Here is a 24,963-nt window from a genome sequence, read left to right as displayed (position 1 = left end):
GTCATCTAACTGTTACAGAATCGTCGTACTCGTGTTGCATGCGCCACCGACACAGGCGCCGTCCCAGCCGGGACCATTGAGACACGTTAAGGAGACATCATGTCTGTTCGCCTGAAAACCCTTGCCGCCACCACTGTGTTGACCACCGCACTCGCCGCCCCTGCCATCGCGCGCGATCAGATCAACATCGTCGGTTCCTCGACCGTTTTCCCCTTTTCAACCACCGTCGCCGAGCGTTTCGGCAAATCCACCGACTTCAAAACACCCATCGTCGAGAGCACCGGCTCTGGCGGTGGTCTGAAACTCTTCTGTTCGGGTGCGGGCGTTGACACACCCGATATCACCAACGCATCGCGCCGCATCAAATCCTCCGAGGTCGCGCTTTGTGCCGAAAACGGCGTCAATGACATCGTTGAGGTCAAGATCGGCTTTGACGGCATCGTTCTGGCCAATGCCATTGCCGGTGAGCCGGTTGAACTGAGCCTGCGGGATATCTTCCTGGCGCTCGCCAAGGACGTCCCGAACGGCGAAGGCGCGCTGCAGCCAAACCCCTACAAGATGTGGAACGAGATCAACCCCGATCTACCTGCCGTTAAGATCGAGGTTCTGGGACCGCCGCCGACATCGGGCACCCGTGATGCCTTTGCCGAACTGGCGCTGGAAGGCGGATGCAAGACCTTCGATTGGATCAAAGCCATGAAGAAGGAAGACAAATCGGCCTATAAATCGGTCTGCCACACGGTTCGCGAAGACGGTGCCTATATCGAAGCCGGTGAAAACGACAACCTGATCGTGCAGAAGCTCGAAGCCAACCCCGATGCCTTCGGTGTCTTCGGCTACAGCTTCCTTGAGCAGAACAGCGACAAGGTGCAAGGCTCGCTGGTTGACGGTGTCGCGCCCGAGTTCGAACTGATCGCCGACGGCGATTATCCGATCGCCCGTTCGCTTTATTTCTACGTCAAGAAAGATCATGTCGGTGTCGTGCCCGGGATCGAGGAATTCCTGGCCGAGTTCACGTCGGAAGACGCCTGGGGTGAAGACGGATACCTCGCCGACAAGGGTCTGATCCCGCTCAGCGATGACGAGCGTGACGATTGGGCCGACAAGGTGAAATCGCTGACCAACCTCAGCATGTAAATCGCATCGCACCGGCCCGGGACAACCGGGCCGGTGCACCCTGCTGCCTCCCTCCTACAGAAAGTCTGCGAGATGCCTGACGGGACGTTGATCATCACCCGGTCGGATCGACCACGCTGGCGCGACAATATCATCATCGGGATCATGGCGGCGGCAGCCGGTGTCGCCATCCTCGTGACCCTCGGGATCGTCCTGTCGCTTGTTTTTGAGACCATCATCTTCTTCGAGAAGGTCTCGATCACCAATTTCCTTTTCGGCCTTGAATGGAGCCCCCAGACCGCGATCCGCGCAGATCAAGTCGGTGCCGAGGGCAGTTTCGGGGTCATTCCGCTTATCAACGGGACCCTGCTCATCAGTGCCATCGCCATGGCCGTTGCCACCCCTCTGGGCCTCACCTCCGCGATTTACCTGTCGGAATATGCGAGCAAACGGGCGCGTGATTGGGTCAAACCGGCACTGGAAATCCTCGCGGGCATCCCCACCGTCGTCTACGGCTTCTTCGCCGCGCTGACCGTGGCCCCGTTCATCCGCATGACCGGCGGCCAGTTCGGCCTGGAGGTCGCGTCGGAAAGCGCGTTGGCGGCGGGCATGGTCATGGGGATCATGATCGTGCCGTTGATCTCGTCGCTCTCCGATGACGTCATCAACGCCGTGCCGCAATCCCTGCGCGATGCCTCGCTCGGCATGGGTGCCACCCATTCCGAGACCATCCGCAAGGTCGTCATGCCCGCCGCCCTACCTGGCATCGCAGGCTCGCTCCTGCTGGCCACATCGCGGGCCATCGGCGAAACGATGATCGTGCTGATGGCCGCGGGGCTGGCAGCAAAAATGTCGCTCAACCCGCTCGATGCGGTCACCACCATCACGGTGCAGATCGTGGCCCTTTTGACCGGAGACCAGGAGTTTGACAGCGCCAAGACCCTGTCGGCCTTCGCCCTTGGTCTGCTCCTTTTCATCCTGACCCTGATCATGAACGTCATCGCGCTCAGGATCGTCAAGAAATACCGAGAGCAATATGATTAACTTCACACAAGATGCCGGGTTCGGCCTACGCGGCCGCAACAAGTCCGAAAAACGCTTTCAATGGGCCGGGCGCGGGGCCATCGCCATCTCGCTGGCCTTCCTGGTCATCATGTTCTTCTCGATCATCTCGACCGGCCTGGGCGCATTGCAGCAATCGCAGATCGCGGTCACCGTGGACCTCAGCGCCGAAGAGGTGGATCCGGAAAATGTCGGAGACACGAGCTTCAACAGCCTGCTCAAGAAAAGCCTGCGCAACGCCTTCCCCGAGGTCGAAAGCCGCAAGGACAAAAAACGCCTCTACGGGCTGGTCAGCACCGAAGCGGCCTTTGAAATCGAACGTCAGATCACGCAGGACCCGAGCCTTCTGGGCGGTCCGCAGACGCTTTGGGTGACTGCCTCGGACGACGCCGACCTCTATATCAGCGGCCAGGTCGATACCGACCTTCCCGAAAAGCAACGCCGCGTTTCCGATGCCGAGATTGCCCTTCTGGACAAGCTGATGGCAAGTGGCGCCGCGCGCGAGACGTTCAACAAGGGGTTCTTCACCAGCGGCGACAGCCGCGAGCCCGAGATCGCCGGTATCCTGAGCGCGCTCATGGGATCGTTCCTGACGCTGCTGGTGTGTTTCGTGCTGTCCTTCCCCCTCGGGATCGGCGCCGCGATCTATCTGGAAGAGTTCGCGCCGAAGAACCGCATGTCAGACCTGATCGAGGTCAACATCAACAATCTCGCCGCGGTCCCCTCCATCGTGTTCGGCCTGCTCGGGCTTGCGATTTTCCTCGGCTACCTTGGTCTGCCGCGCTCCACGCCGCTGGTGGGGGGCATGGTACTGGCCCTGATGACGCTGCCCACGATCATCATCGCTTCGCGCGCCGCGCTGCGCTCGGTCCCGCCGTCGTTCAAGGAAGCAGCACTTGCCTTGGGCGCCACGCCGGTGCAGGCGGTGTTCCACCATGTCGTCCCCGTCGCCATGCCCGGCATGCTCACCGGGGCCATCGTCGGGATGGCGCAGGCCCTGGGCGAAACCGCGCCTCTTCTGATGATCGGCATGGTGGCCTTTATCGTCGATGTGCCGACCTCGGTGCTGGAACCTGCCACTGCCCTGCCGGTGCAGATCTTCCTCTGGGCCGATGCGCCGGAACGGGCCTTTACCGAAAAAACTGCCGCCGCGATCATCGTGCTGCTGACGTTTCTGATCCTCATGAACCTCATCGCGATCCTGCTGCGCCGCAAACTCGAAACGAGGTTTTAGAGACATGAAGCAAATGACCATTACCCCCGCTGCTGCCCCCGACCCCCGAAAGGAAAACCCGGCCATGGAACAGGCTTTCATACAAGCCCGCGGCGCCGACGTCTTCTACGGCGACAAACAGGCGCTGTTCGGCATCGACCTCGATATCGAGGAAAAGCGCGTCACCTCCCTGATCGGGCCGTCTGGTTGCGGCAAATCCACCTTCCTGCGGGCCATCAACCGGATGAACGACCTGATCCCCATCTGCCGGTTCGATGGCAGCCTGACGATCGACGGACAAGAGGTGTATGACCCTGCCGTGGACGTGGTGGCCCTGCGCGCGCAGGTGGGGATGGTGTTTCAAAAACCCAACCCTTTCCCCAAGTCGATTTTTGAAAACGTCGCTTACGGCCTCAAGATTCATGGCATGACGCCGTCGAAGTCGGAAATGGCCGACCGGGTGGAATGGAGCCTGAAAAGCGCGGGGCTCTGGGACGAGGTGGCCGACCGCCTCGATCAGCCGGGCAACAGCCTGTCGGGCGGTCAGCAGCAGCGCCTTTGCATCGCGCGCACCGTGGCCGTTGCGCCCAAGGTGATCCTGATGGACGAACCCTGTTCGGCGCTCGACCCGATTGCCACCGCCAAGGTCGAAGACCTGATCGACAGTCTGCGGGAACACTACACGATCGTGATCGTCACCCACTCGATGCAGCAGGCGGCGCGAATTTCGCAGCGCACCGCGTTTTTCCACCTCGGTAAATTGATCGAGGTCGGCAATACCAAGGACATCTTCACCAACCCGCGTGAAGAGCAGACACAGAATTACATCACCGGACGCATAGGCTAGGACCGCACCCATGCAAGCAACTCCCCACATCATGTCCCGCTATGACAAGGACCTCGGCAAGCTCAAGCGCCGGATCCTTTCGATGGGCACACAGGTCATCGACCAGATGGCCGATGCGACCGAAGCCCTGGATCAGTTCGACGCTAAGGAGGTCGATCGCCTCGTCGCTTTCGACCGCACCATCAACGGCATGCACCAGGATATCTATACCCGCTCCGAACGCCTGATCGCGCTGCGCCAGCCCATGGCACTTGATCTGCGGCAGGTGCTCTTGCCGATCAACATCGCCCATGAGCTTGAACGCATCGGCGACCACGCCAAATCGACCGCGAAACGCGCCCGCATCCTGGCCGAGCGGGAACCGAGCCAGCCCGCCTGCGACAAGGTCCGCGAGATGAGCGAAAAAGTGCAGGCAATGTTGGCCGAGGCATTGCGCGCCTATGACGAGAGCAACGTGGAACTGGCCGCAACGGTGCGTGAGACCGACCTCACAATCGACCAGATCAACAAGGACGTCTTTGCGATGCAAGTGGCGACCCTGTCCGACACCCCCGAGGATGTCGAGGCCAATGTGCACCTGATCCTGCTGGCGCGTGGTTTTGAACGTGCGGGCGACCACGTCGTCAACATTGCCCGCCACGTCCACCAGATCGTCACCGGTATCGACCTCAAGGCCAGCGACTAGCGGGTTTACCGATGCGTCTTGAGATTGTTAAACCTTCCCACGCCCTCAAAACCAACCAACGGACCCGACGTTTGAGCCTCTCCAATCCCCGCCTCCTGGTCATCGAAGATGAACCCTCGCAGGTCGAATTGCTGCGCTACAATCTGACCAAGCAAGGGTTCGACGTCCGCGTCGCGATGGATGGCGAAGAAGGCGTCGATGCCGCGCGGGAAGATCCGCCGGACCTGATCCTGCTCGACTGGATGCTGCCCAACCTCTCGGGCATCGAGGTCTGCCGTCAGCTTCGCCGTGATCGTGCGACCCGCGAGGTTCCGATCATCATGCTCACCGCCCGCTCGGAAGAGCGCGACAAGGTGCGGGGCCTTGATGTGGGGGCGGATGACTATGTGACCAAACCCTATTCGGTCAAAGAGCTGATCGCCCGGGTCCGCGCCGCCCTGCGCCGTCCCGCGGCCCGTGTCGCCGACAGCAAGCTGGTCAATGGCAAGATCGAAATCGACCTGGAGAAGCACACGGTCAAGGTGGCCGGCAAGGACATTTCGCTAAGCCCGACGGAATTCCGGCTGCTGGTCACGCTGATGCAGAGCCCGGGACGCGTCTTTTCCCGAGATCAGCTTCTGGACATGGTTTGGGGCATCACGGCGGATGTCGATACGCGCACGGTGGACGTCCATGTCGGACGGCTCAGGCGGGTTCTGGACAGCGCGGATGGCGAGGGTCTGATCCGCACGATCCGCGGCTTTGGCTACGCGCTCTCGGCCGAATAAGCGACCTCAAGCCAGAAATTTCAACCACGCGTTGATAAATCGCCCCTCTCCGCAAGGGGCGATACCGCATAGGCTGTCATTGTTGAGAAAACCCGTCTCATAAGTAATAGTTGGCGAATTCCAATTGTTTACGGGTTTTCATGGCTCACCAATTCGCCTCTGCCAAAGACGTATCGGAACATTTGCTGGACCGGACGGGAACGGCATTGATGACCGACGATTTCGATCTGTTTGCCGCCTGTTTTGTGCTCCCGCAGCAGATGGAGACGTTTGAAGGGTGCCGGTACATCAAAACCTTGGACGACCTTCGGACCGTTTTCGATGGGGTCACGGCCTATTTCCGACAGAAGAACGTGACGCACCTGGCCCGGCATTGCATCGAGGCCACCTACCGCGACCCCGACACCATCGTTGCGACCCACATGTCCCGCGTGGTCAGCGGCACGTCGTTGGTGCAAAAACCCTACCCGGTCATGTCGCTCCTTTGCCGCGACGATAGTGGCATTTGGAGAGTTTCAGACAGCATGTATGCGATCGAGGATGAGCCGCGCCATGCCCGGGCGCTGTCCGGCTGAACCGATACGCTGTCCCCGCAAACGAAAACAGCGCCGGAGATTTCCGGCGCTGCTGTCTGATAACTGAGCGGTCGGATCAGGCGGCTTTCGCAGCCTCGATCGACGCTTCGAGAATGTCGAGACCTTCGGCAAAGACCTCATCCTGGATCGTGATCGGTGCAAGGAACCGCACGACGTTGCCATAGACCCCGCAGGTCAGCAGCACGAGGTTCCGGCTCAGCGCCTCGGCGCGCACACGGTTGGCGAAATCGGCATCCGGTGCGCTGCCATCGGCAGTGTTGAATTCTGCCGCGACCATGAAACCGGGCCCGCGAATATCAACCAGTTGCGGCGTGTTTTCGCGGATCGCCTCAAGACGTTGTTTCAAACGCGAGCCAAGCTCATTTGCGCGGGCGCAGAGGTCTTCTTCTTCGATCACGTCAAGCACCGCATGCGAGGCCGCAACCCCCAACGGATTGCCCGCATAAGTACCGCCCAGCCCGCCCGGGTCGGCGGCGTCCATGAGGTCGGCACGACCCGTTACCGCCGCCAGCGGCAGGCCACCGGCCAGACCCTTGGCCATCGTGGTGATGTCGGCGGCCACGTCATAGCCTTCCATCGCGAACATGTTGCCGGTGCGGGCAAAACCGGTCTGCACCTCGTCGGCGATCATCACGATGCCATGCTCATCACAAAGCGCCCTGATACCGCGCATCAACTCCGCGGGCGCGGGATAGAACCCACCCTCGCCCTGCACCGGCTCGATGATGATCGCGGCAACGCGGCCTGGATCGAGATCGGCCTTGAAAAGACCCGTCAGCGCATCCATCGCATCCTCTGGCGCACGGCCATGCAGATCGACCGGGAACGGCACGTGGTAAACATCGGGCATCATCGCGCCAAAGCCCTTCTTGTAGGGCACAACCTTGCCGGTCAGGCTCATCCCCATGAAGGTCCGGCCATGGAAACCACCGCCAAAGGCGATGATCGCGGGGCGGTTCGTGGCCGCGCGGGCGACCTTGATCGCGTTTTCGACCGCCTCGGCGCCGGTGGTTACGAACACGGTCTTTTTCTCGAAATCACCGGGGACCAGGTCGTTCAGACGCTCGGCCAGTTGGATGTAGTTGGCATAGGGCATCACCTGGTGGCAGGTATGGGTGAAAGAGTGCAATTGCTTCTCCACCGCTTCCATCACCTTGGGGTGACAATGGCCGGTGTTCACCACGGCGATCCCGGCGGCGAAGTCGATGTAACGGTTGCCCTCCACATCCCAGACCTCGGCATTGCGGGCCTTTTCGGCGTAAACCTGGGTCATCATACCGACGCCACGGGCAATCGCCGTATCGCGCCTGCTGCTCATTTCCGTATTCAGCATGGTCAAATCCTCATGTTCTCGGGGCCGTCCATCAAGGCGGCGCGCCAGACCCGCCAATCCTTTACCAAAGCTACCGGGCTTCACAACCCGATTCAGGCGCCAGATCAAAAAATTTGATCAAATTATGCAAGCCATGCAAAAAAGGCCCGGCACTTCCGCTCCGGGCCCCTTGTCCTGCGTAGATGCGCGACGGATCAGTTGCTGTCTGAATGACCGGAATGATCCGCACCCTCGGCACCCTCGGAGCGCGACTCGACATTGAACACAACGTCCACTTCGCCGGCGTGTTCGAAGACGAGGGTCGCCTTAATCTCTTCGCCCTCCTCCAGGGGATCGCCGTTAAGTCCCATGAACATGACATGCAGACCACCAGGCATCAGTTCGACGGATTGACCGGCGGGAATGTCGATCTTGTCGACATGGATCATCTTGGCAATGCCATCCTTTTCCTCGGAAAGGTGAAGCTGCACCTTGGGGAAATCCGCCCGCACGGCAAGCAGGCTGTCATCGGTGGTCCCGTTGTTGACGATCATCAGGTACCCCGCACCGGATTTCGCGGCGCGCGGGGTTTCAAACGCCATCGGGTGGTGGATTTCCAGGTCGGCCACCTTGAAGTCATGGGCAGCCGCAAGTGTCGGCAGGCCGAGGGCAAGGGCGCTCAGGATAGGAATAAGTTTCATGGGTCGTTCTCCGTATGTCGGCCCCGCCTGCGCGGATTGATCCGTCGCGGGGCAAAATAAAAGCGTGGTTTCGGGGTTCAAACAGTGGGTGGCGCCCGGGGTTGAGACGGAGAATGCTCAAACGGGGGTGTGCAGCGCGCCTGCGGCAGCGAAAAACCGGCAGTCTCGATCAGCCGGGGCGCAGCGGACTGCGGCAACTCCGCTGCGGTCAGGGGCGTCGCATGGAGAAGCGCGCAAAGTTCAGCCTCTTGCGACACCTCAACGGGATTGCCCGCGTCATCAATCCGAAGTGTCCGCAACCCGTCGCCCGTGCAAATCACCAGCACCCGGCCATCTGCGAGGCCAAGACCCGCCATCACGCCCGATGCCTGCGGCAGCAGGAGGCCCAGGGCCAGGAAGGCCAGGATCAGGTATCTGGACACAGCACGGAACATGGCGGGGGGATACTAAATCACCGCGGTATTTGAAAGCCCTGACCGCGCGCACCCACCTGTGCTATGGGGTCGCGCTCAGCCCAGGTCGCGGCGGATATGAACCTCGGTCAGAATGCGCCGCAGCACATGCAGGATCATCTCGCACCCTTCCTCATCGAAGCTCAGCGGCGGGCGGATCTTGAGCACGTTGTCATGCGGGCCCTCACTGCCGATCAGAATACGCGCATCTCGCATCCGGTTCTTGATGTAATCCGCAATCTCGGTGCCGGGCGCGCGGGTATCCCGGTCGCTGACCAGTTCCACGCCGATGAATAGCCCCATGCCGCGCACATCACCGATCACGTCGAACTCGGCCTCCAGCGCCCGCAGCCCGGCAAGCAGCCGGTCGCCCATCGCCCGGGCGCTTTGCATCAGCCCCTCGTCGTCGACGATATCCAGAACCTCCTTGCCGATCCGGCACGACAGCGTGGAGCCACCAAAGGTCGAGAAGTATTCAGGCCCCCGTGCGAAAGCCTCGGCAATGGCGGGCGTTGTGACAACGACCCCCAAGGGATGGCCATTGCCGATGGGCTTGCCCATCACGACGATATCCGGCTGGGCGCCCTGCTGCTCAAAACCGAAGTAATGCGTGCCGAGACGGCCAAGCCCGGTTTGCACCTCGTCCGCGATGCAAATGCCGCCTGCTGCCCGGATGCGCGCATACACGTCGGCAAGATACCCGTCGGGCGGAATGATCTGCCCGCCGACACTGGGGAAGGTCTCGGCAATGAACCCGGCAAGGGTGCCGCCGCGCGTGGCAATCGCCTGCAATGCGCCATCGGTCAGCGCCGCGAATTTCCCGGCACGGTCCGGATCGTCACGCCGGAAGGAGCCGCGATAGTCATCCGCCACCTCGATCAGGTGCACCCAGTCGGATTGCCCCACCCCGCCCGGTGCGTTGAACTTGTAGGCCGAAATATCGATCACCCCGGTGGTGTTGCCGTGATAGCCGTGGTCGGGCGTGATCATGTCCTTGCCACCGGTCGCCGCCCGCGCCAGCCGCAGCGCCAGCTCGTTCGCCTCCGTCCCGGAATTCACGAAATAACAGACCGAGAGGCCCTCGGGCATTTTCGACAGGATCTTGTCGGCAAAATCGGTCTGCGCCGGGTGCAGGTAGCGGGTGTTGGAATTCATCCGCCTGAGCTGCTCTGCCGCGACAGCCTGAATGCGGGGATGGGCGTGGCCCACATGCGGCACGTTGTTATAGGCGTCGAGATAGGGCCGCCCCCATTCGTCGAAAAGGTGGTGTTTCCAGCCGCGCATCAGCATCACCGGCGCGTCATAGCTGAGCTTGAGGTTGGCGCCAAAATGACGGCGGCGTTTGTCCAGCACCACCTCGCGGGAGGTCGGCACAAACCGGGTCTTGGCGTCAGGCAGGTTCAAAAGCGCCGCCGGGTTGGGGCAGAGCGCCTCCCAGAACGCCAATTGATCCGGTGCGGCCACGCCCGGCAATTCGTCCTCGACCCCGTCGAAGGTCAGCGACATCTGGAAATGCACATGCGGGCTCCAGCGGCCGTTTTCGGCGGGGATGCCCAAGCGGGCGAATTCCTGACCTTTCTTGACTTCCTGCCCGGCCGTGAGGGCGGTTGCCGACGCCTTGGAGAGATGGCCGTAAAGCGTGTAGAACGCATCGCCCTCGGGTGTCTCATGGCGCAACATCACCAGCCCGCCATAGTCGAGATTGCTGTCGCGGAACCCGGCATAGGCCACCACCCCGTCAAGAGGCGCAAAAAGCGGCGTCTCGGCCTCCGCAAAGACATCGACGGCGATATGCACGCTGCGCCGGTCGCTGGCCTTCCACGGGCCGAGGCGGAAGAAACTTTCGGTATAGATCAGGCGCGGCTCGCCGTAATGGCCCATCCAGACGGGGGCGTCGGCATGGTATTCGGCTCCGGCGGTCGCGGCCTCTTCGGCCGTGATTTGGAAGGGGTTTTGCGGTGTCGTGCTAACCTCGACCGAGAGCGACCCCATCGGCACATCGTCAAGCGCCTGCCCGATCAGCGGCGCAAAACTGCCGCGCTCGGCCTCGATCCATGCCATCACCCGCGGGGCGGCGTCGGTGACCGGCAACCCGCAAGCCACCCGCAGGCGTGGACCAACAAGCGCCGCATCAACTTGTCCCGCCTCAAGGAACGCCCAGGCGGGGCCTTGCGAGATTACCACATAGGGGTCATCGGGATGCGCCAGGGCCATCTGTGTCGAGTTCACAAGGCTGACCGCCAGGCGCATCTCGACCAGCGGCCAGATCAGATCAACCTCGGCAGGCGTTAGTGGACAGGCCGCGTGATACCCCGCCACGAGCGCCGCCAACATGGCCTCGGGCGCGTCATGACCGAGCACCACATAGGCCCCCGCGATGGCCAGATCGCAAATCCGGGGCGCCGCGCACATATCCCCGAAATCAATAAGCCCGGTGATCTGTGGCGCGGCCCCGATCCCGCCATCGACGAGGATATTGTAATCGTTCAGGTCATTATGGATCGCTTGTTTCGGCAGCGCCTCAAGGGACGGTTTGATGTCCGCAAATGTGGCAATGATCCGGTCCAAGATCGCCCGCCGGGCTGGATTGCCGACCACGCCCGTCTCATCGGTGATCCAGTCACCTTGCATCAGGTTCCACTTGAAATCGCGCATGAGGCCGGGATGGGCGAAGCCGGTCAGCGCCTGGTCCATCGCCCCCAAATATCCGCCCAACTGACGGGCCATCTCCCGCGTATGGGGGCGGTAACTCGCATAAGGCACGCCGTTGGCTTTGTGCAGGAGCCAGACAAGACGGGGCGCGCCGCTTTCATCCGGCAGGGAGGTGAAAAGATCGCCATTGCCGGTTGGAACAACGGCAGGGACGGGCACGTTCGGGGCCGCATGATTGATATGCGCGATGGCCCGGCATTGCATATCGACGAGGTCGGCGTCGCACTCCGCTCGCATGACCTTGAGGATGTATCCCGGCACACCCGCCACCTGGAAATTCAGGTCATACTCCCCGTCAAGCCGAGTCAGTTGAGCATCAATCCCCCAAGTGTCGAAAAGGGCTTTCTGCCAATGCGCTGTCATCTTGGGAGGTCCCTGCGGATCGTGGTGTTCAGCGCCAGTTAGCCCGAAATCCGAACCGACCTGAACCCCAGAAATGGCCAATGGGGACGGAAATTCGGTGGGTGACGAAGATGCTCCTGGAGTTTGCTTGGCGGGATTGCTGCAGGAATTTGCGGTTCGCCTAACGGCCACTTTCAGACTGACGAAACCACCAGATACTGAAGCTCTTAACTCAGCAAGGAGGATTTTCACCATGCTCTAGGCGCCGCAGATAACCGACTCCGACTCCAGGCACGCTATACAACACCTATTTTTTTAAATTTGTCAATGCGTTATCGCTTCTCTGGAATGAGTCGAGTCATGTAGCAAAGCCTCTTGCCGGAGAAACCACAATGAAATCAAACAGCCCTTCTCGGTCGTTCTATGGAGCCGTTCTGGTTATCATCCTCGCCATCGTTCTTTATGACGTAATGGGCGCCATCGTGAAGCATCTAAGCGAAAGGTATTCTACTCAGGAACTCACTGTTTTCAGAAACCTCTTCGGCCTTGTACCCGCCGTCGCAATCCTTTTCACCTCGCGCAGCTGGATAGAAGCGGGGCGACCAATCGTCGTCAGACAATGGCGCCTCGCAATCGGACGCGGATGCATAGGTGTTCTTGCCCAGATGAGCTTTTACCTGTCCTTGATCTATATGGACTTCGCAACGGCTTCGACATTGGTGTTTGCCGGTCCGCTCTTTATCACTGCTTTGTCCGTGCCAATCTTGCGACATCAAATCGGGCTTTGGCGGTGGGCGGCTGTTATCATCGGTTTCGTCGGCGTGATGGCGGTTCTGAGGCCTGATACCGCTAGCCTAACATGGTATTTGCTGCTTCCAGTGTGCGCGGCGCTAGGTTACGCCACAACCGCAGTCACCTCGAAGCTGTTTGATGTATCCGTTCCAAGTGCTCTGATAAATCTCTACTACACGACCGCTGCACTTCTCGGCTCAACTATTCTGGTAATTGCGACATCTGGTTTCACAACGATTGCTGTAGCAATGGATTGGATGTGGCTGGGATGCATGGGTCTTGTCGGAGGGCTAGCAGCGTTTTGCATGACGACGGCCAACAGAATGGCGGACCCGAGTAGCCTATCACCGTTTCAGTACTTTGGGATCCCATCGTCATTCATTCTGGGCTGGATCTTTTTCTCAGAGACACCTTTCGACGACCTCATTCCTGGAGTTTTTCTGATCGTCGGCGGTGGGCTCCTTATCTTCTGGCGTGAGCAGAAACAGAGGCCAGCGGATAGGCGCAAAGATTCTCGTTAGGCGATGCCCCAAGAGCAGACATTCGCCGCGCCCTGACGAATGGGAAAGGTGCGCTCTGTTGGGCCATTCTTCCCGATCCGACTACAGGCTCTAGTCCGCCGCGCGTTCCGCTTCGATCTTGCGCCATTCGGCGACGTTCTTGTTGTGCTCTTCCAGGGTCCTGGCAAAGGCATGGCCGCCGGTTCCGTCCGCCACGAAAAAAATGTAGTCGGTCGTGTCCGGGTTCACCGCCGCTTCAAGGCTGGCCTTGCCCGGATTGGCGATCGGTGTGGGGGGCAAGCCGTCGATCACATAGGTATTCCAGTCGGTCCGCTTCCGCAGCTCGCTCTGCCGCAAGCCGCGCCCCAGGACGCCCTTTCCTTCGGTGATGCCGTAGATCACCGTCGGGTCGGTCTGCAGTTTCATCCCCCGCTCCAGGCGGTTGGTAAAGACGCTTGCCACCTGCCCGCGTTCTTCGGCTACACCGGTTTCCTTCTCGATGATCGACGCGAGGATCAGAGCCTCGTAAGGATCCTTGAGCGGGATACCTTCGGCGCGGTTCTCCCACGCGGCGGCGAGGAGAAGATCCTGTGCCGCGTCCATACGCTCGAGCACGGCGGCCACTGTGTCACCCTCGCTGACCTCATAGCTGTCCGGTGCAAGGCTGCCTTCCGCCGGCACCTCGGCCGCCTCACCCTCGAGGACGTCGATCTGACCCAATGTAGTTGCGATCTGCCAACTGGTCACACCTTCGGCGATGGCGATGCGATAGCGCGTATCGCTTTCGCCGCGCACCTTGCCGTAAATCTCCGGTTGATCTTCCGCGCCAAGATCGAATTCGGCGCGGGTTACGAACTCGTCGGTCGCCGGATCAAGCTCCCGCACCTGTGCCTCTGACCGGGTCACGCCGATGCGATACACCACCTCGGTGCCGCAGGTGCTGGCGCCGCCGCGGGTCACGATATCGACGATCTCCTGCATGCTGGCACCTTCCGGCAGGAGCCAGCTTCCGGCTTTCAACTGACTGTTTTTACCGGAATATTCTGCGCCGACGCGGTAAATGGATGCGTTAGAGACTGCGCCCATCTCTTCGAGCTGCCGTGACACGCCGCGCATGTTCGAGCCCGACCTGACCTGCAGGCAAACGCGGTCCTCCAACGGTCCTTCGGCCGTATATTCATTCTGGCCCCAGAGGATCACACCACCAAGCAGGAAGGCCAGAACAACAAGGAAGGTCAGCGCATTCGAGGCGATATGCCGCCACATCAGCGCACTTTCCCGACGCAGAGCGAGGCATTCGTCCCGCCAAAGCCAAAGCTGTTGGACATGGCCACGTTGATCTCGCGTTCGCGTTTTGCCTTGGGTGCCAGATCGAGCGGGGTTTCCACCGCCGGATTGTCGAGGTTGATCGTGGGTGGCGCCACCTGATCGCGGATTGCAAGGATCGAGAAAATCGCCTCGATCGCACCCGCAGCCCCCAGCAAGTGCCCGGTGGCGGATTTGGTCGAACTCATCGTGGCTTTGGACGCTGCATCACCCAGCAGACGCTCAACCGCCTGCAATTCGATCGTGTCAGCCATGGTCGAGGTGCCATGCGCGTTGATGTAATCGACCTCCGAAGGATCGAGACCGGCGTGTTTCAGGGCCGAGACCATCGCGCGGTAGCCGCCATCGCCATCCTCGGACGGTGCGGTGATGTGATAGGCGTCACCGCTGAGGCCATAGCCCAGGATTTCGGCATAGATCTTGGCGCCACGCGCCTTGGCGTGTTCGTAATCTTCAAGCACAACGATGCCGGCGCCTTCGCCCATGACAAACCCGTCGCGGTCCTCGTCATAGGGACGGCTGGCGGCCTTGGGATCATCGGCGCGTTTGGTCGACAGGGCCTTGCAGGCATTGAACCCGGCAATGCCGATCTCGCAAATCGCCGCTTCGGCGCCACCGGCCACCATCACATCGGCATCGCCAAACATGATGAGACGTGCCGCATCGCCAATGGCATGGGCGCCCGTGGAGCAGGCGGTCACGACCGAGTGGTTCGGCCCCTTGAAGCCATAGCGGATCCCGACCTGACCACTGATGAGGTTGATGAGCGCGCCAGGGATAAAGAAGGGCGACACGCGCCGCACACCCTTGTCGCGGATGATGAGCGTTGTTTCCTCGATCGACCGCAACCCGCCGATGCCGGACCCGATCAGAACGCCGGTGCGCAGGCGGCTTTCCTCGTCCTCGGGCATCCAGCCCGCATCTTCGACCGCCTGTTGCGCGGCGGCAATGCCGTAACAGATGAAATCGTCGACCTTGCGACGCTCCTTCGGCTCCATGTATTTGTCGGTCTGGAAGGTGCCATCGCTGCCATCGCCCAACGGCACTTCGCAGGCATAGGTGGTGGCCACGTTCGAGGCATCGAACCGCGTGATCGGTCCCGCGCCGGATTGCCCGTCCAGCAGCCGTTTCCAGCTTTCCTCAACCCCATCCGCCAGAGGCGTAACCAGCCCGAGGCCGGTGACAACGACACGCCGCATGATGCTGCCCTTTCTAGTCATTCAATGGCTGCTCATACCCTGCCTTGCACCCGGGGGGCAAGACCATGACGCGGTAACGACCGGAAAGGTTTTGCCCATCCGGTCGCTCCCTGATCTTGTCGCCTTACTGGAATTCCGCGGTCAGTTCCGGCTGCGGACGCGCCACGTCGAGCGCCTCGGCAAGGTCGATATCCTTGGCCAGAAGTGCGCGCCCGATCAGCGACCCGGCAATGTTCTGAACGTATTTCAGGCGGGCCACGTCATCGGCGTTGTGGACGGTACCGCGGGCGATCACCGGATGGCGAGTTTTTGCCGCCAGCCCCGATATCACGCCCAGATGCGCATCCTGGTCGGCGATATCCGAGTCGATATCGGTCACGATCACACCGGCGAGCGGCGTCGTGTCGAAGGCTTCGAGGAAAGTTTCCGGGCTGAACGCGCTGTAGGAGCGCCAGCCATCAGTCATCATCTGACCTTCGAAGATGTCGATGGCGAGGACAATCTGATCCGGGTGCCGTTTGGCCAGCTCCTTGACCAGATCCGGATCGTGCGAGGCCATCGTGCCGATCACGATCCGACCGGCGCCGCGGTCGATCCAGTGCTCGACCCGCTCGCGGGACCGGAAACCGCCGCCCAGTTGCACGGGGATACGCGCCGTGCGGATGATCTCTTCGATCAGGGCGTCATTTTCACCATCACCGCGCAAACCGTTCATATCGGTGACATGCATCCATTCCGCACCGGCGGCGGCAAAATGCTGCGCTGTCTCGACGGGATCGACATGCCAGATAACAGGCTCTTCGAGGCGCCCCCGGGTCAGGGAGACGCATTTTCCATTCAATAGTTCCAAAGTGGGATAGATGATCATTTGCAGATCCTCAGAATCAATCTCCCTGACGTTGTGTCAGGACGAGACAGCTATGCATTCTAATCCCGAATCCCGATATCACCAAATCGGCATGATAGCGTCTGTTCGCGGCCTAATTCCGGAGAGACATGGGCGGGAAACAACGACTCTCTTGGGCGCATTGCGGGTGAAGCGGACATTTACGAAGCCCGGCACCGCCCCGCTGCGGGTGGGCAATGCTCAGGCCATTCATCGCATTTTATGGCGACGAGCACCTCCAACATTTGACGTTTTTGCAACGCCAACGAAGCGCACGCCCATGGGACGGTCGGACGCTGCCCGGCGATGCTACACGACTCGATCCCGAGCAAGGATGTCTTGTTCAGAAAAGACTTTCTACCGTCCCTTCCAAACAAGAAAGACCCCGCCAATGGCAGGGCCTTGAAACGCACTTGGCGTCTGTAGCTTAGGAAGCGTCCGAGATGAATTTGACCGCATCACCGAAAGTCTGGATGTTTTCGGCGGCGTCGTCAGGGATCTCGATGCCGAATTCCTCTTCAAAAGCCATGACCAGTTCGACCGTGTCCAGGCTGTCTGCGCCCAGATCGTCGATGAAAGAGGCGTTCTCTGTCACCTTGTCTTCTTCAACACCCAGGTGCTCAACAACGATCTTTTTTACGCGGTCTGCGGTATCGCTCATGTCATAATCCTCATAGTCTGCTGGGCGCCCTGGCCCGTTTTTGCCTCCACCCCAGCAGGGCAACGGCCTTGATACTTGCCCCCTCGGGCGGCTCTTGTCGCCCATCGAAGGGCTGCCACAGGGCATGTTGCACCGCCCCTTAGGCCAATCTGCGCCGCCTATAGCACATGGCGCGCCTTTGGCAAATGTTTTCCCAAATTGGGCAATCCCGCGGAAATTGCAAGGGGGGCAACGAACGGTTCACTGTCACGGCACTGCGGTAAGAAACTGAAATCTCAAGCCAATTCGCAGCCGCCAACGGGTGCAAACAACCATCAACACGATCCGGCATATGGCAAAGCACCAAGGTTTTCGCGTGGCACACCCCTTCCCCAAGCGGCGAACCCGTCGCCGATGATTCCCGCGAAAGGCTTCAGAGCATCGCCATCCCGCCATTCACATGCAAGGTGGCACCGGTGACGTAACCGGCCTCGGGACTGGCCAGGTAAAGAACTGCCGCGGCGATTTCTTCGGCCGATCCCATCCGGGCCGCGGGGATCTGCGCATTGATCTTTTCCTTCTGGTCATCGTTGAGCTTGTCGGTCATGGCCGTGGCGATGAAACCCGGAGCAACCGCGTTGGCGGTGATGCCCCGGCTGGCCACTTCGGCGGCGATGGATTTGGTCATGCCGACCATACCCGCCTTGGAGGCCGCGTAATTCACCTGCCCCGGGTTGCCCGTGGCGCCCACGATGGAGCTGATGTTGATGATCCGGCCCCAGCGTGCCTTCATCATCGGGCGCATGACGCCGCGACAGAGGCGCATCGTCGCGGTCAGGTTGACGTCGATCACATTCTGCCATTCGTCATCGGACATCCGCATGAAGATCTGATCGCGGGTGATGCCCGCATTGTTGACCAGGATGTCGACCGCGCCCATCACCTCCGCCGCCTGTTTCGGCAAGGCATCGACCGCTTCCGGATCGCCCAGGTTACAGGGCAGGACATGCGCCCGCTCACCAAGATCGGCGGCCAGCGCCTCAAGCGGCTCAACACGCGTGCCGCTCAGCGCAACGGTCGCCCCCGCATCGTGCAACGCCCGTGCAATGGCGCCCCCGATGCCACCCGATGCGCCGGTGATCAGTGCGCATTTCCCTGTAAGATCGAACATCCCTTTGGTCCTTTCAAAACTGTCCCGTTTCCAAATTGCCGGCGCTTTGCGGCTTAGCCGTTCTGCAGCGCCTCGGCGGCGGCTTTGACCTCGTCGGGCGTCCCGACGGTCCGGCAGGCGATATCGCGATTAATCCGCCGCACCATCCCCGACAGAGCCTTGCCCGCGCCGATCTCCCAAATTTCGGTCACACCAGCAGACCCCATGTTAGCCACACTCTCGCGCCAGCGCACGGAGCCCGTGACCTGCTCGACCAGAAGCCGGCGGATCTCCGCGGGATCGTCGACTTTGTCGGCCACCACATTGGCCACGACCGGCACGGCGGGGCGGATAATGTCAACTTCCGAAAGGGCCTTTGCCATCGCCTCGGCCGCGGGTTCCATTAGGGCGCAATGAAACGGCGCACTGACGGGCAGCAGCATGGCGCGTTTAGCCCCCCGTTCCTTGGCCAGATCCACAGCCCGTTCGACCGCCGCCTTGTGACCGGAGACGACGACCTGCCCGGGATCATTGTCATTGGCGGCCTGACACACCTCGCCCTGGGCCGCGGCCTCGGCAACCTGCCCGGCAGTCTCGAAATCAAGCCCAAGAAGCGCGGCCATCGCACCGACGCCCACCGGCACGGCCTTCTGCATCGCCTCGCCACGAATACGCAAGAGACGCGCCGTATCAGCCACGCTGAGCGCCCCGGCAGCCGCCAATGCGGAATATTCACCCAGCGAATGGCCCGCCACGCAAGACGCGGCGGTGATGTTGACCCCTTCGGCCTCAAGCGCGCGCATCGCGGCCAGAGATGTGGCCATCAGCGCCGGTTGCGCATTCTGCGTGAGCGTCAGGGTTTCCTGCTCGCCCTCCCAGATCAGATCCGAGAGCTTTTCGCCAAGCGCCTCGTCCACCTCGTCAAAAACCGCCTTGGCTTCGGGGTAGGTATCGGCTAGCGCCTTGCCCATCCCGATCGTTTGCGCGCCCTGTCCCGGAAATACGAATGCTCGGCTCATCTGTCCCTTGCCTCCTTTATTATCGTTTCTCCCGGATACCGCGCCTCTACGCCATAGGCAACGCCCAAGCCCCCGCAAACGCATCATTGCACGACACATGTGCACAGGTTGCGATTGCCGATCCCGCGCGGTGCGTTACATTCCGCAAGACGCGAAAAGAGGACAGGAAAACATGGCACTTCGCAACACGAACACGACCTATGGCGCCGTTGCCAAGACGTTCCACTGGTTGACCGCGCTGCTGATCCTGTCGGCTATCCCCTTGGGCATTATCGCAAGCAACCTGGCCCATGGATTAGAGGATCCGTCCGCCACACCTGATGAGGCGACGATCACCCTGACGGCCACGCTCTTTTCCCTGCACAAGACGATCGGCGTCACGGTGTTTCTCGTGGCCCTCGCCCGTATCGCCTGGGCATTGGGTCAACCCAAGCCCGGCCTCCTGAACGGTGATAATGCGCCCGAAGCATGGCTGGCCGAAACCGTGCATTGGCTGCTCTATGGCTCCCTTGTCGCGGTGCCGCTTTCGGGCTGGGTTCATCATGCGGCCACCACGGGATTTGCGCCGATCTGGTGGCCCTTCGGGCAATCACTGCCCTTCGTGCCAAAAGATCCCGGCCTGGCCGAACTGACCGGTGTGTTGCACTACGTACTGCAATGGATCCTCCTCGGGGCCATTGGCCTCCATATTGCCGGGGCGCTGAAACACCATGTCATCGACCGGGACGCAACGCTGCGCCGGATGCTGCCCGGTCACGCCCCGGCGGAGCCCACCGCACAACAGCCAAACCACGCGCTGCCGTTTGTGACTGCACTGGCGATCTGGGCGATGGCTCTCGGTGGTGCGTCAACCTTGGGCTGGTTCTCGGGCAAACACGCGGCGACTGACGCACCTGCGGCCCTGGCCGAGGTCGAAAGCGACTGGCAGGTTCAGGAAGGAACGCTCGCCCTTTCGGTGCAGCAATTGGGATCGGCCGTCACCGGTCAGTTTGCGGATTGGACCGCCGACATCACCTATGACGAAACGCCCGATTCTGCCGGCAAACACGGCGCGGTCGAGGTCACGATTGCCACCAGCTCGCTCAGCCTCGGTTCGGTCACGGATCAGGCCAAGGGCGCCGGATATCTCGACACCGGCACGCATCCGACAGCAGTTTTCGCCGCCGATCTCATTGCCCGCGATGGCGGGCATGTGGCCACAGGTACCCTGACCATCCGCGACCAATCCGTCCCGGTGGAAATGCCGTTCAAGCTGAACATCGAAAACGATACCGCCACCGCCAGCGGATCGCTCAGCGTGGACCGCCGCGATTTCGGCATCGGGGCAGATGTGAAGGACGAAGGCTCGCTCGGCTTTGCTGTAGAGGTCAGCTTCGAGCTCACCGCGACCCGGTAGCCAAGCCCGTTAGCGCAGTATCCCCGAATAGAGCAGGATGCCCCAGCCGGCCAGTTCGGCCTCGACCCTGGCCCAGGTTGCGCCCATGCCGATGGGGTCGGTTTTCGTCATCTGCGCGATGTCGCTCAGGCTCCGCCGCCCATCAATTGCGGCGATCAGCGGTGCCGCCGCCTTGGGCAGGCGCAATTGCGCGTCGATCCCGGCGAAATTCAGCTTGGGTGCCTTGCCCTGCGCCACGGCCTGCGCAAGTGCTTGCGGCTGCACCCCCTTGAGGTGCGGCACCAGCGCCCGGTTCTTGCCGCTTGCCGCCTGTTGGCCCTGGCCCGCCGGGACGGCGTAGCCCACATGGGTCTTGATCGTCCCGCGCAGTTTTTCGGCCACCGCCATCGCCCGCACCTCGTCGATATGATCCGGCACCTCGGTGATCCGCGACAGGTCATAAAGCGCGGGCATGGTGAAGCCACTCAATTCCCATCCGGCCTCCGTCATGGTGTCGATCAGATCCGGCACGTCAAAGGCCCGGTCCTGCGAATGCAACAGAAGATCATAGAAACCCGCGTCGCTGTCATGGTGATCGCCCAGATTGGGGTTGCCCTTGAACGGGTGGCCTTCGGGCAGGGCGGCGACGATCTTGCGCGCGGCCTTGAGCCGTTCCTTGGGCGACAGGCCATCATGGAGCGCACCAAATGCCTCCTGCAGCGGGTAGACTCCGGACCGGCCATAGGGCGCGTAGACCATAAACCCCAACCCGCCCTCTGGGGCGAGCGCCGCCCGCAGCGCCCGAAACCCTTCGACCGGTTCCGGCAGGTGGTGCAGCACACCACAGCAGTCGATATAGTCGAACACGCCCAGATCCGCCGCATCCAGAAGACTGCCAGTGACAAAGCGGATGTTCTTGAGCTGCCGCGCCGCCGCCCGTGCCTCCGCCACCTTGCGCGACGCGCGCGACAGGTCGACATAGGTGATTTCGTAAGACTTGCCGGTCTGCGTCAGCATCTGGGCCAGTTGGATCAGCCCGTCACCGGTACCGCCCCCCGCCGCCAGGGCCCGCAGGGGCTTCGTCCAGTCCCGCTGCCCGGCAAAGAGAAAATGGTCGATCTCGAGTGGGTGGGAAGGCGAGCCGCTGATCAGGCGCTTTGCCTCATCCTTGGGGTTGCGTTCCGGATAGGGATACGCCTCGTATTGGTCCTTGACCTGATTCATCACCGCCTCATGCCTGATCCTGGCGCGCAAGATAGGCCGCAACACGGGGCAATTGCAAAACCCATTCCGCACCCTTGTCTTTCACGTCGTGCTCGGGCAGCGTCGCGGACATGAAACATCGTGATCCTGCAATTGCCATCGCCTATTTCTCGGGCAACGGCCACACCAAGCGATTGGCCGAAGCGGTGGCGGCAGGCATGCCCTCGGCCCGGCTGATTGATGTGGAAGAAATCGGCAAAGACGACTGGGCCGCGATGGATGCCGCCGATGCGATCCTCTTTGGCACCCCGACCTACATGGGTTCCAGCGCCGCCCGGTTTGATCGGTTTCTCGAAGAGGCCTCAGACCGGTGGCCGGACCAACTCTGGGCCGACAAGATCGCGGGCGGGTTCACGGTTGCGACCTATCCGTCGGGGGACAAGCTCAACACGCTGATGCGGCTGGCGGTCTATGCGGCGCAGATGGGGATGATCTGGGTTGGGCCCAACCAGATCGGCGCGCCGGTGGCACCGCAACATCCCGACCTCAACCGCGATGGCAGCCATCTTGGGCTTATGGCAACATCCTCGCGCGACAAGCGGGAAATGATTGGTGCGGGCGACATGGAAACGGCCCGTCGCTTTGGCGCACGGATTGCCGCGGCTGCCGCGCGCTGGCGCGAGGCAAGGTAAGACAAGCGATGAGGACGCCTCCGCAGCCTGCAACCTAACGGGCGACCGATGCCTCCAACGCCGGGTAGCGCAGGCCAAGCGTCACGGCCCGCGCAATGAAACTGATGAGTAGCGCGGTCCAGAGGCCATGATTGCCGATCATCGGCATCAAGATGGCCACCGCGATGGCGTAGATCACCAGGCTGACTGCCATCATGTTGCGCATGTCCCGGGTCCGTGTTGCCCCGATGAAGATACCGTCCAGCATGAACGCGGCCAATCCGACGACCGGGGCTAGGACCGTGTAGACAAGGTAGGACCGCGCCGCGTTCTGTACGTCCGGCGCCTTGGCCATCAGATCGACGATTGCCCCGCCGAAGAACGCAAACGCGCCGGCGACGACCAGGACGATGGTCAGCCCCCATTGGCTCGACATGATTGCACTGCGCCTGAGGCGGGGGCGGTCCCGGGCGCCCATGGCCTGACCCACGAGGGCTTCGGCGGCGAAGGCAAATCCGTCAAGTGCGTAGGCCGAGATGTGCAGGAATTGCAGCAAGACCTGGTTGGCCGCGAGCGTCACATCACCGAAATCGGAGCCGAGAAACAGAAACGATACAAAGATCGTCTCGAGCATGAGCGACCGCAGGAGAATGTCCGAATTGACCGAGAAGATCAGCCGCAGGCGCGCCGCGTCAAAGATACGTGCCCAGTCGCGCCAGGCGGGGTTGTCAAGAACATCCCGGCAAAGCCACAGCCCAAGCGCCAGGCCGGACCATTCCGCGATGAAGGTTGCCCAGGCGACGCCCTCGACGCCCCAGCCAAGACCCAGAACGAACCAAAGATCGAGCGCGATATTCAACCCATTCATCAAAAGCTGGATCGCCAACACCGAGCGCGTCCGTTCCAGCGCGATCAACCAGCCTGTGACGCCATACATCGCGATGATCGCGGGCGCGCTGAAAACGCGGATCTGCATGTAGTCGCGCGCCAATGCCTCGACCTCGGCGCTGGCTGGTGAGACCTCGAACGCGGCCCAGAACACCGGTACCTGCAGGACAATGATCGCCAACCCGCCTGCAAGCCCGATCATCAGCGCGCGGGTCAGCATGGCGGAGATTTCGCCGGGTTTGCCCGCGCCTTTGGCCTGGCTGGTCAGGCCGGTTGTTCCCATCCGCAGGAACCCGAAAACCCAGTAGAGTGCCGTCAGGATGATTGCGCCGATCCCCACCGCGCCAATCGGTGCGGCTTCGCCCAACTGCCCAACCACCCCGGTATCAACCATGCCGAGGATTGGAATCGTCGCGTTGGCCACCACGATCGGCAGGGCGATGTTGAGAACCCGGCGGTGGGTCACCGCGTCGGCCGCGTCCGCCGTGTCAGCCATTGCGGCGCGGCATCACGAAGTGGCCGGTGGCCTGGGCAAAGGCGCGATTGCGATTGTCCTGCCAGCCCTCGACATGAACGCTGGCATAGCGCCGCCCGGACCGGTTGACCTTGGCCCGCGCATAGGCGTCGCGCGGCAATCCGGAACGCAGGTAATCGACGGTAAACCCGATTGTCTTGGGCAGGCGCGGCATCTGACCGCTGACCAGTTCCTCGGCATCGAACGCGCCGCTTTCGATCTCTTCCCAAAGCATCGACCAACTGAGGCCGATGATCGCCGTCACCTCCAGAAACGCCGCCGTGGCGCCCCCGTGCAGCGCGGGCAGTATCGGATTTCCGATCAGCTTGTCATCAAAGGGCATGACGGCGGTCAACTCATCCCCGCGGCGTTCGAATTCAATCCCGAGAAAGCGGATATAGGGAATGCCATCGACCAGCGCCTTGAGCGCCGCATCGCGCCGCTGTTTGACCACTTGAACGGGTTCGGGCTTGGCTCGGGCCATCACTTACCCTCCACGGTGAAGGTGCCGGTTGCGGTAGCCACCGGCAGGCTTTCATCGTCATCCACGGCCCGGGCACGCACGAAGGCCACCGAGCGGGTGACATGATAACATTCCGCCTGCGCCTTGATCCTCTGGCCGGGCGTGGCCGGGCGCATGTAGTCGATCCTGAGGTCGATGGTCGCGGTGCTGCCCTTGTTTGCCGGATGGCTGAGCGCCGCCGCCCCGCAGCACGTATCCATCAGCGCCGAGACGGCCCCACCGTGGATGACCTTGGTTTCCGGATCGCCAATGAACCGCTCATCATAATTCATCGCGAACTCGGCCTTGCCGTCGCCGATATCGGTCAACTCCATGCCAAGCGCCCTGGCATGCGGCAGGGCCTGCATGAATTGACTGGCCAATTTCGTTTTATCGACGCTCATCCGGCGCTCCTTCACCAATTTGCCCCTTTATGAGCCTTTAATCGGCGGTGCCGCAAGAGCACCTGTTGCGCCGGGGCGCGGTTGAATTT

General features: G+C 61.5%; 24 protein-coding genes. 10 read left to right on the top strand and 14 right to left on the bottom strand.

The window, feature by feature from the left end:
* Window positions 1-99 precede the first annotated feature (99 nt).
* From RBB29_RS02735 to RBB29_RS02705, 7 genes are all read left to right on the top strand, one after another.
* Window positions 100-1,137 carry a substrate-binding domain-containing protein gene (locus RBB29_RS02735; RefSeq protein WP_306116204.1) on the top strand — a complete coding sequence of 346 codons (1,038 nt, stop codon included), beginning with the start codon at window positions 100-102 and terminating at the stop codon, window positions 1,135-1,137.
* A 72-nt stretch (window positions 1,138-1,209) separates the two neighbouring features.
* On the top strand, window positions 1,210-2,160 hold the full coding sequence (gene pstC, locus RBB29_RS02730) for a phosphate ABC transporter permease subunit PstC (protein WP_306116203.1): 951 nt from the start codon (window positions 1,210-1,212) through the stop codon (window positions 2,158-2,160).
* The gene (pstA, locus tag RBB29_RS02725) at window positions 2,153-3,412 is read left to right on the top strand and encodes a phosphate ABC transporter permease PstA (protein ID WP_306116202.1); all 1,260 of its coding nucleotides are present in this window, start codon (window positions 2,153-2,155) and stop codon (window positions 3,410-3,412) included. Before pstC ends, pstA begins: the two co-directional genes overlap by 8 nt.
* A 64-nt stretch (window positions 3,413-3,476) precedes the next feature.
* Window positions 3,477-4,238 carry a phosphate ABC transporter ATP-binding protein PstB gene (gene pstB, locus RBB29_RS02720; protein ID WP_306116214.1) on the top strand — a complete coding sequence of 254 codons (762 nt, stop codon included), beginning with the start codon at window positions 3,477-3,479 and terminating at the stop codon, window positions 4,236-4,238.
* 10 nt (window positions 4,239-4,248) lie between these two features.
* The gene (phoU, locus tag RBB29_RS02715) at window positions 4,249-4,923 is read left to right on the top strand and encodes a phosphate signaling complex protein PhoU (protein WP_306116201.1); all 675 of its coding nucleotides are present in this window, start codon (window positions 4,249-4,251) and stop codon (window positions 4,921-4,923) included.
* Window positions 4,924-4,994: 71 nt separating this feature from the next.
* A complete protein-coding gene (phoB, locus tag RBB29_RS02710; RefSeq protein WP_306116200.1) occupies window positions 4,995-5,690 on the top strand; it encodes a phosphate regulon transcriptional regulator PhoB in 696 nt (231 codons plus the stop codon).
* A gap of 140 nt (window positions 5,691-5,830) precedes the next feature.
* Window positions 5,831-6,265 carry a hypothetical protein gene (locus tag RBB29_RS02705; RefSeq protein ID WP_306116199.1) on the top strand — a complete coding sequence of 145 codons (435 nt, stop codon included), beginning with the start codon at window positions 5,831-5,833 and terminating at the stop codon, window positions 6,263-6,265.
* 76 nt (window positions 6,266-6,341) lie between these two features.
* Here RBB29_RS02705 and RBB29_RS02700 read toward each other — a convergent pair whose 3' ends face one another.
* The 4 genes from RBB29_RS02700 to RBB29_RS02685 all read right to left on the bottom strand — a co-directional run bounded on the left by RBB29_RS02700 (window position 6,342) and on the right by RBB29_RS02685 (window position 11,826).
* Window positions 6,342-7,619 carry a 4-aminobutyrate--2-oxoglutarate transaminase gene (locus RBB29_RS02700; protein ID WP_306116198.1) on the bottom strand — a complete coding sequence of 426 codons (1,278 nt, stop codon included), beginning with the start codon at window positions 7,617-7,619 and terminating at the stop codon, window positions 6,342-6,344.
* 194 nt (window positions 7,620-7,813) lie between these two features.
* Entirely contained in the window at window positions 7,814-8,299 is a 486-nt protein-coding gene (locus RBB29_RS02695) for a copper chaperone PCu(A)C (protein WP_306116197.1), read from the bottom strand.
* A gap of 77 nt (window positions 8,300-8,376) precedes the next feature.
* Window positions 8,377-8,733, bottom strand: a complete 357-nt coding sequence (locus tag RBB29_RS02690; protein ID WP_306116196.1) for a hypothetical protein — start codon at window positions 8,731-8,733, stop codon at window positions 8,377-8,379.
* 75 nt (window positions 8,734-8,808) lie between these two features.
* A complete protein-coding gene (locus RBB29_RS02685) occupies window positions 8,809-11,826 on the bottom strand; it encodes an aminotransferase class III-fold pyridoxal phosphate-dependent enzyme (RefSeq protein WP_306116195.1) in 3,018 nt (1,005 codons plus the stop codon).
* Between the two features lie 371 nt (window positions 11,827-12,197).
* On the opposite strand from RBB29_RS02685, the gene RBB29_RS02680 reads away from it, so the two are divergent.
* Entirely contained in the window at window positions 12,198-13,118 is a 921-nt protein-coding gene (locus tag RBB29_RS02680; RefSeq protein ID WP_306116194.1) for a DMT family transporter, read from the top strand.
* 90 nt (window positions 13,119-13,208) lie between these two features.
* On the opposite strand, the gene mltG is transcribed toward RBB29_RS02680, so the two are convergent.
* From mltG to fabD, 6 genes are all read right to left on the bottom strand, one after another.
* Window positions 13,209-14,363: an endolytic transglycosylase MltG gene (gene mltG, locus RBB29_RS02675; protein ID WP_306116193.1), complete on the bottom strand. Its 1,155-nt coding sequence runs from the start codon at window positions 14,361-14,363 to the stop codon at window positions 13,209-13,211.
* Window positions 14,363-15,622 (bottom strand): beta-ketoacyl-ACP synthase II, encoded by a 1,260-nt coding sequence (fabF, locus tag RBB29_RS02670; protein WP_306116192.1) that lies wholly within the window; start codon window positions 15,620-15,622, stop codon window positions 14,363-14,365. The genes mltG and fabF overlap by 1 nt, the downstream gene beginning before the upstream one ends.
* Before the next feature lie 124 nt (window positions 15,623-15,746).
* On the bottom strand, window positions 15,747-16,490 hold the full coding sequence (locus RBB29_RS02665) for a 1-(5-phosphoribosyl)-5-[(5-phosphoribosylamino)methylideneamino] imidazole-4-carboxamide isomerase (protein WP_306116191.1): 744 nt from the start codon (window positions 16,488-16,490) through the stop codon (window positions 15,747-15,749).
* 445 nt (window positions 16,491-16,935) lie between these two features.
* Window positions 16,936-17,169 (bottom strand): acyl carrier protein, encoded by a 234-nt coding sequence (locus RBB29_RS02660; RefSeq protein WP_085800856.1) that lies wholly within the window; start codon window positions 17,167-17,169, stop codon window positions 16,936-16,938.
* Window positions 17,170-17,581: 412 nt separating this feature from the next.
* Window positions 17,582-18,319, bottom strand: a complete 738-nt coding sequence (fabG, locus tag RBB29_RS02655; RefSeq protein WP_306116190.1) for a 3-oxoacyl-[acyl-carrier-protein] reductase — start codon at window positions 18,317-18,319, stop codon at window positions 17,582-17,584.
* Window positions 18,320-18,372: 53 nt separating this feature from the next.
* Window positions 18,373-19,317 carry an ACP S-malonyltransferase gene (gene fabD / locus RBB29_RS02650; RefSeq protein WP_306116189.1) on the bottom strand — a complete coding sequence of 315 codons (945 nt, stop codon included), beginning with the start codon at window positions 19,315-19,317 and terminating at the stop codon, window positions 18,373-18,375.
* Window positions 19,318-19,489: 172 nt separating this feature from the next.
* On the opposite strand from fabD, the gene RBB29_RS02645 reads away from it, so the two are divergent.
* Entirely contained in the window at window positions 19,490-20,713 is a 1,224-nt protein-coding gene (locus RBB29_RS02645) for a cytochrome b/b6 domain-containing protein (RefSeq protein ID WP_306116188.1), read from the top strand.
* A 9-nt stretch (window positions 20,714-20,722) separates the two neighbouring features.
* Here RBB29_RS02645 and RBB29_RS02640 read toward each other — a convergent pair whose 3' ends face one another.
* Window positions 20,723-21,916: a bifunctional 2-polyprenyl-6-hydroxyphenol methylase/3-demethylubiquinol 3-O-methyltransferase UbiG gene (locus RBB29_RS02640; RefSeq protein WP_306116187.1), complete on the bottom strand. Its 1,194-nt coding sequence runs from the start codon at window positions 21,914-21,916 to the stop codon at window positions 20,723-20,725.
* Window positions 21,917-22,026: 110 nt separating this feature from the next.
* Between RBB29_RS02640 and RBB29_RS02635 the strand changes: the two genes are divergently transcribed.
* Window positions 22,027-22,587, top strand: coding sequence for a flavodoxin family protein (locus RBB29_RS02635; RefSeq protein ID WP_306116186.1), 561 nt, complete (start codon window positions 22,027-22,029; stop codon window positions 22,585-22,587).
* Between the two features lie 34 nt (window positions 22,588-22,621).
* Here RBB29_RS02635 and RBB29_RS02630 read toward each other — a convergent pair whose 3' ends face one another.
* Genes RBB29_RS02630 through RBB29_RS02620 form a run of 3 tightly spaced genes read right to left on the bottom strand, consistent with a single transcriptional unit; the run spans window position 22,622 to window position 24,874 of the window.
* Entirely contained in the window at window positions 22,622-23,950 is a 1,329-nt protein-coding gene (locus tag RBB29_RS02630) for an MATE family efflux transporter (RefSeq protein ID WP_306116185.1), read from the bottom strand.
* Window positions 23,943-24,452: a PaaI family thioesterase gene (locus RBB29_RS02625; protein WP_306116184.1), complete on the bottom strand. Its 510-nt coding sequence runs from the start codon at window positions 24,450-24,452 to the stop codon at window positions 23,943-23,945. The genes RBB29_RS02630 and RBB29_RS02625 overlap by 8 nt, the downstream gene beginning before the upstream one ends.
* Entirely contained in the window at window positions 24,452-24,874 is a 423-nt protein-coding gene (locus tag RBB29_RS02620) for a PaaI family thioesterase (RefSeq protein WP_306116183.1), read from the bottom strand. Before RBB29_RS02620 ends, RBB29_RS02625 begins: the two co-directional genes overlap by 1 nt.
* Between the last annotated feature and the right edge of the window lie 89 nt (window positions 24,875-24,963).

This window comes from Roseovarius sp. MMSF_3359 (assembly GCF_030733385.1).
Taxonomy (GTDB): domain Bacteria; phylum Pseudomonadota; class Alphaproteobacteria; order Rhodobacterales; family Rhodobacteraceae; genus Roseovarius.
Note: the sequence above shows the minus strand (reverse complement) of the source record. Positions and strands in the feature narration are given on the sequence as shown.

Bases quoted from the DNA above. Each gene is read 5' to 3' on its own strand.
- RBB29_RS02735 (WP_306116204.1), top strand. From the start codon at position 100: ATGTCTGTTCGCCTGAAAACCCTTGCCGCCACCACTGTGTTGACCACC.
- pstC (WP_306116203.1), top strand. From the start codon at position 1,210: ATGCCTGACGGGACGTTGATCATCACCCGGTCGGATCGACCACGCTGG.
- pstA (WP_306116202.1), top strand. From the start codon at position 2,153: ATGATTAACTTCACACAAGATGCCGGGTTCGGCCTACGCGGCCGCAAC.
- pstB (WP_306116214.1), top strand. From the start codon at position 3,477: ATGGAACAGGCTTTCATACAAGCCCGCGGCGCCGACGTCTTCTACGGC.
- phoU (WP_306116201.1), top strand. From the start codon at position 4,249: ATGCAAGCAACTCCCCACATCATGTCCCGCTATGACAAGGACCTCGGC.
- RBB29_RS02705 (WP_306116199.1), top strand. From the start codon at position 5,831: ATGGCTCACCAATTCGCCTCTGCCAAAGACGTATCGGAACATTTGCTG.
- RBB29_RS02700 (WP_306116198.1), bottom strand. From the start codon at position 7,619: ATGCTGAATACGGAAATGAGCAGCAGGCGCGATACGGCGATTGCCCGT.
- RBB29_RS02695 (WP_306116197.1), bottom strand. From the start codon at position 8,299: ATGAAACTTATTCCTATCCTGAGCGCCCTTGCCCTCGGCCTGCCGACA.
- RBB29_RS02690 (WP_306116196.1), bottom strand. From the start codon at position 8,733: ATGTTCCGTGCTGTGTCCAGATACCTGATCCTGGCCTTCCTGGCCCTG.
- RBB29_RS02685 (WP_306116195.1), bottom strand. From the start codon at position 11,826: ATGACAGCGCATTGGCAGAAAGCCCTTTTCGACACTTGGGGGATTGAT.
- RBB29_RS02680 (WP_306116194.1), top strand. From the start codon at position 12,198: ATGAAATCAAACAGCCCTTCTCGGTCGTTCTATGGAGCCGTTCTGGTT.
- mltG (WP_306116193.1), bottom strand. From the start codon at position 14,363: ATGTGGCGGCATATCGCCTCGAATGCGCTGACCTTCCTTGTTGTTCTG.
- fabF (WP_306116192.1), bottom strand. From the start codon at position 15,622: ATGCGGCGTGTCGTTGTCACCGGCCTCGGGCTGGTTACGCCTCTGGCG.
- RBB29_RS02665 (WP_306116191.1), bottom strand. From the start codon at position 16,490: ATGATCATCTATCCCACTTTGGAACTATTGAATGGAAAATGCGTCTCC.
- RBB29_RS02660 (WP_085800856.1), bottom strand. From the start codon at position 17,169: ATGAGCGATACCGCAGACCGCGTAAAAAAGATCGTTGTTGAGCACCTG.
- fabG (WP_306116190.1), bottom strand. From the start codon at position 18,319: ATGTTCGATCTTACAGGGAAATGCGCACTGATCACCGGCGCATCGGGT.
- fabD (WP_306116189.1), bottom strand. From the start codon at position 19,317: ATGAGCCGAGCATTCGTATTTCCGGGACAGGGCGCGCAAACGATCGGG.
- RBB29_RS02645 (WP_306116188.1), top strand. From the start codon at position 19,490: ATGGCACTTCGCAACACGAACACGACCTATGGCGCCGTTGCCAAGACG.
- RBB29_RS02640 (WP_306116187.1), bottom strand. From the start codon at position 21,916: ATGAATCAGGTCAAGGACCAATACGAGGCGTATCCCTATCCGGAACGC.
- RBB29_RS02635 (WP_306116186.1), top strand. From the start codon at position 22,027: ATGAAACATCGTGATCCTGCAATTGCCATCGCCTATTTCTCGGGCAAC.
- RBB29_RS02630 (WP_306116185.1), bottom strand. From the start codon at position 23,950: ATGGCTGACACGGCGGACGCGGCCGACGCGGTGACCCACCGCCGGGTT.
- RBB29_RS02625 (WP_306116184.1), bottom strand. From the start codon at position 24,452: ATGGCCCGAGCCAAGCCCGAACCCGTTCAAGTGGTCAAACAGCGGCGC.
- RBB29_RS02620 (WP_306116183.1), bottom strand. From the start codon at position 24,874: ATGAGCGTCGATAAAACGAAATTGGCCAGTCAATTCATGCAGGCCCTG.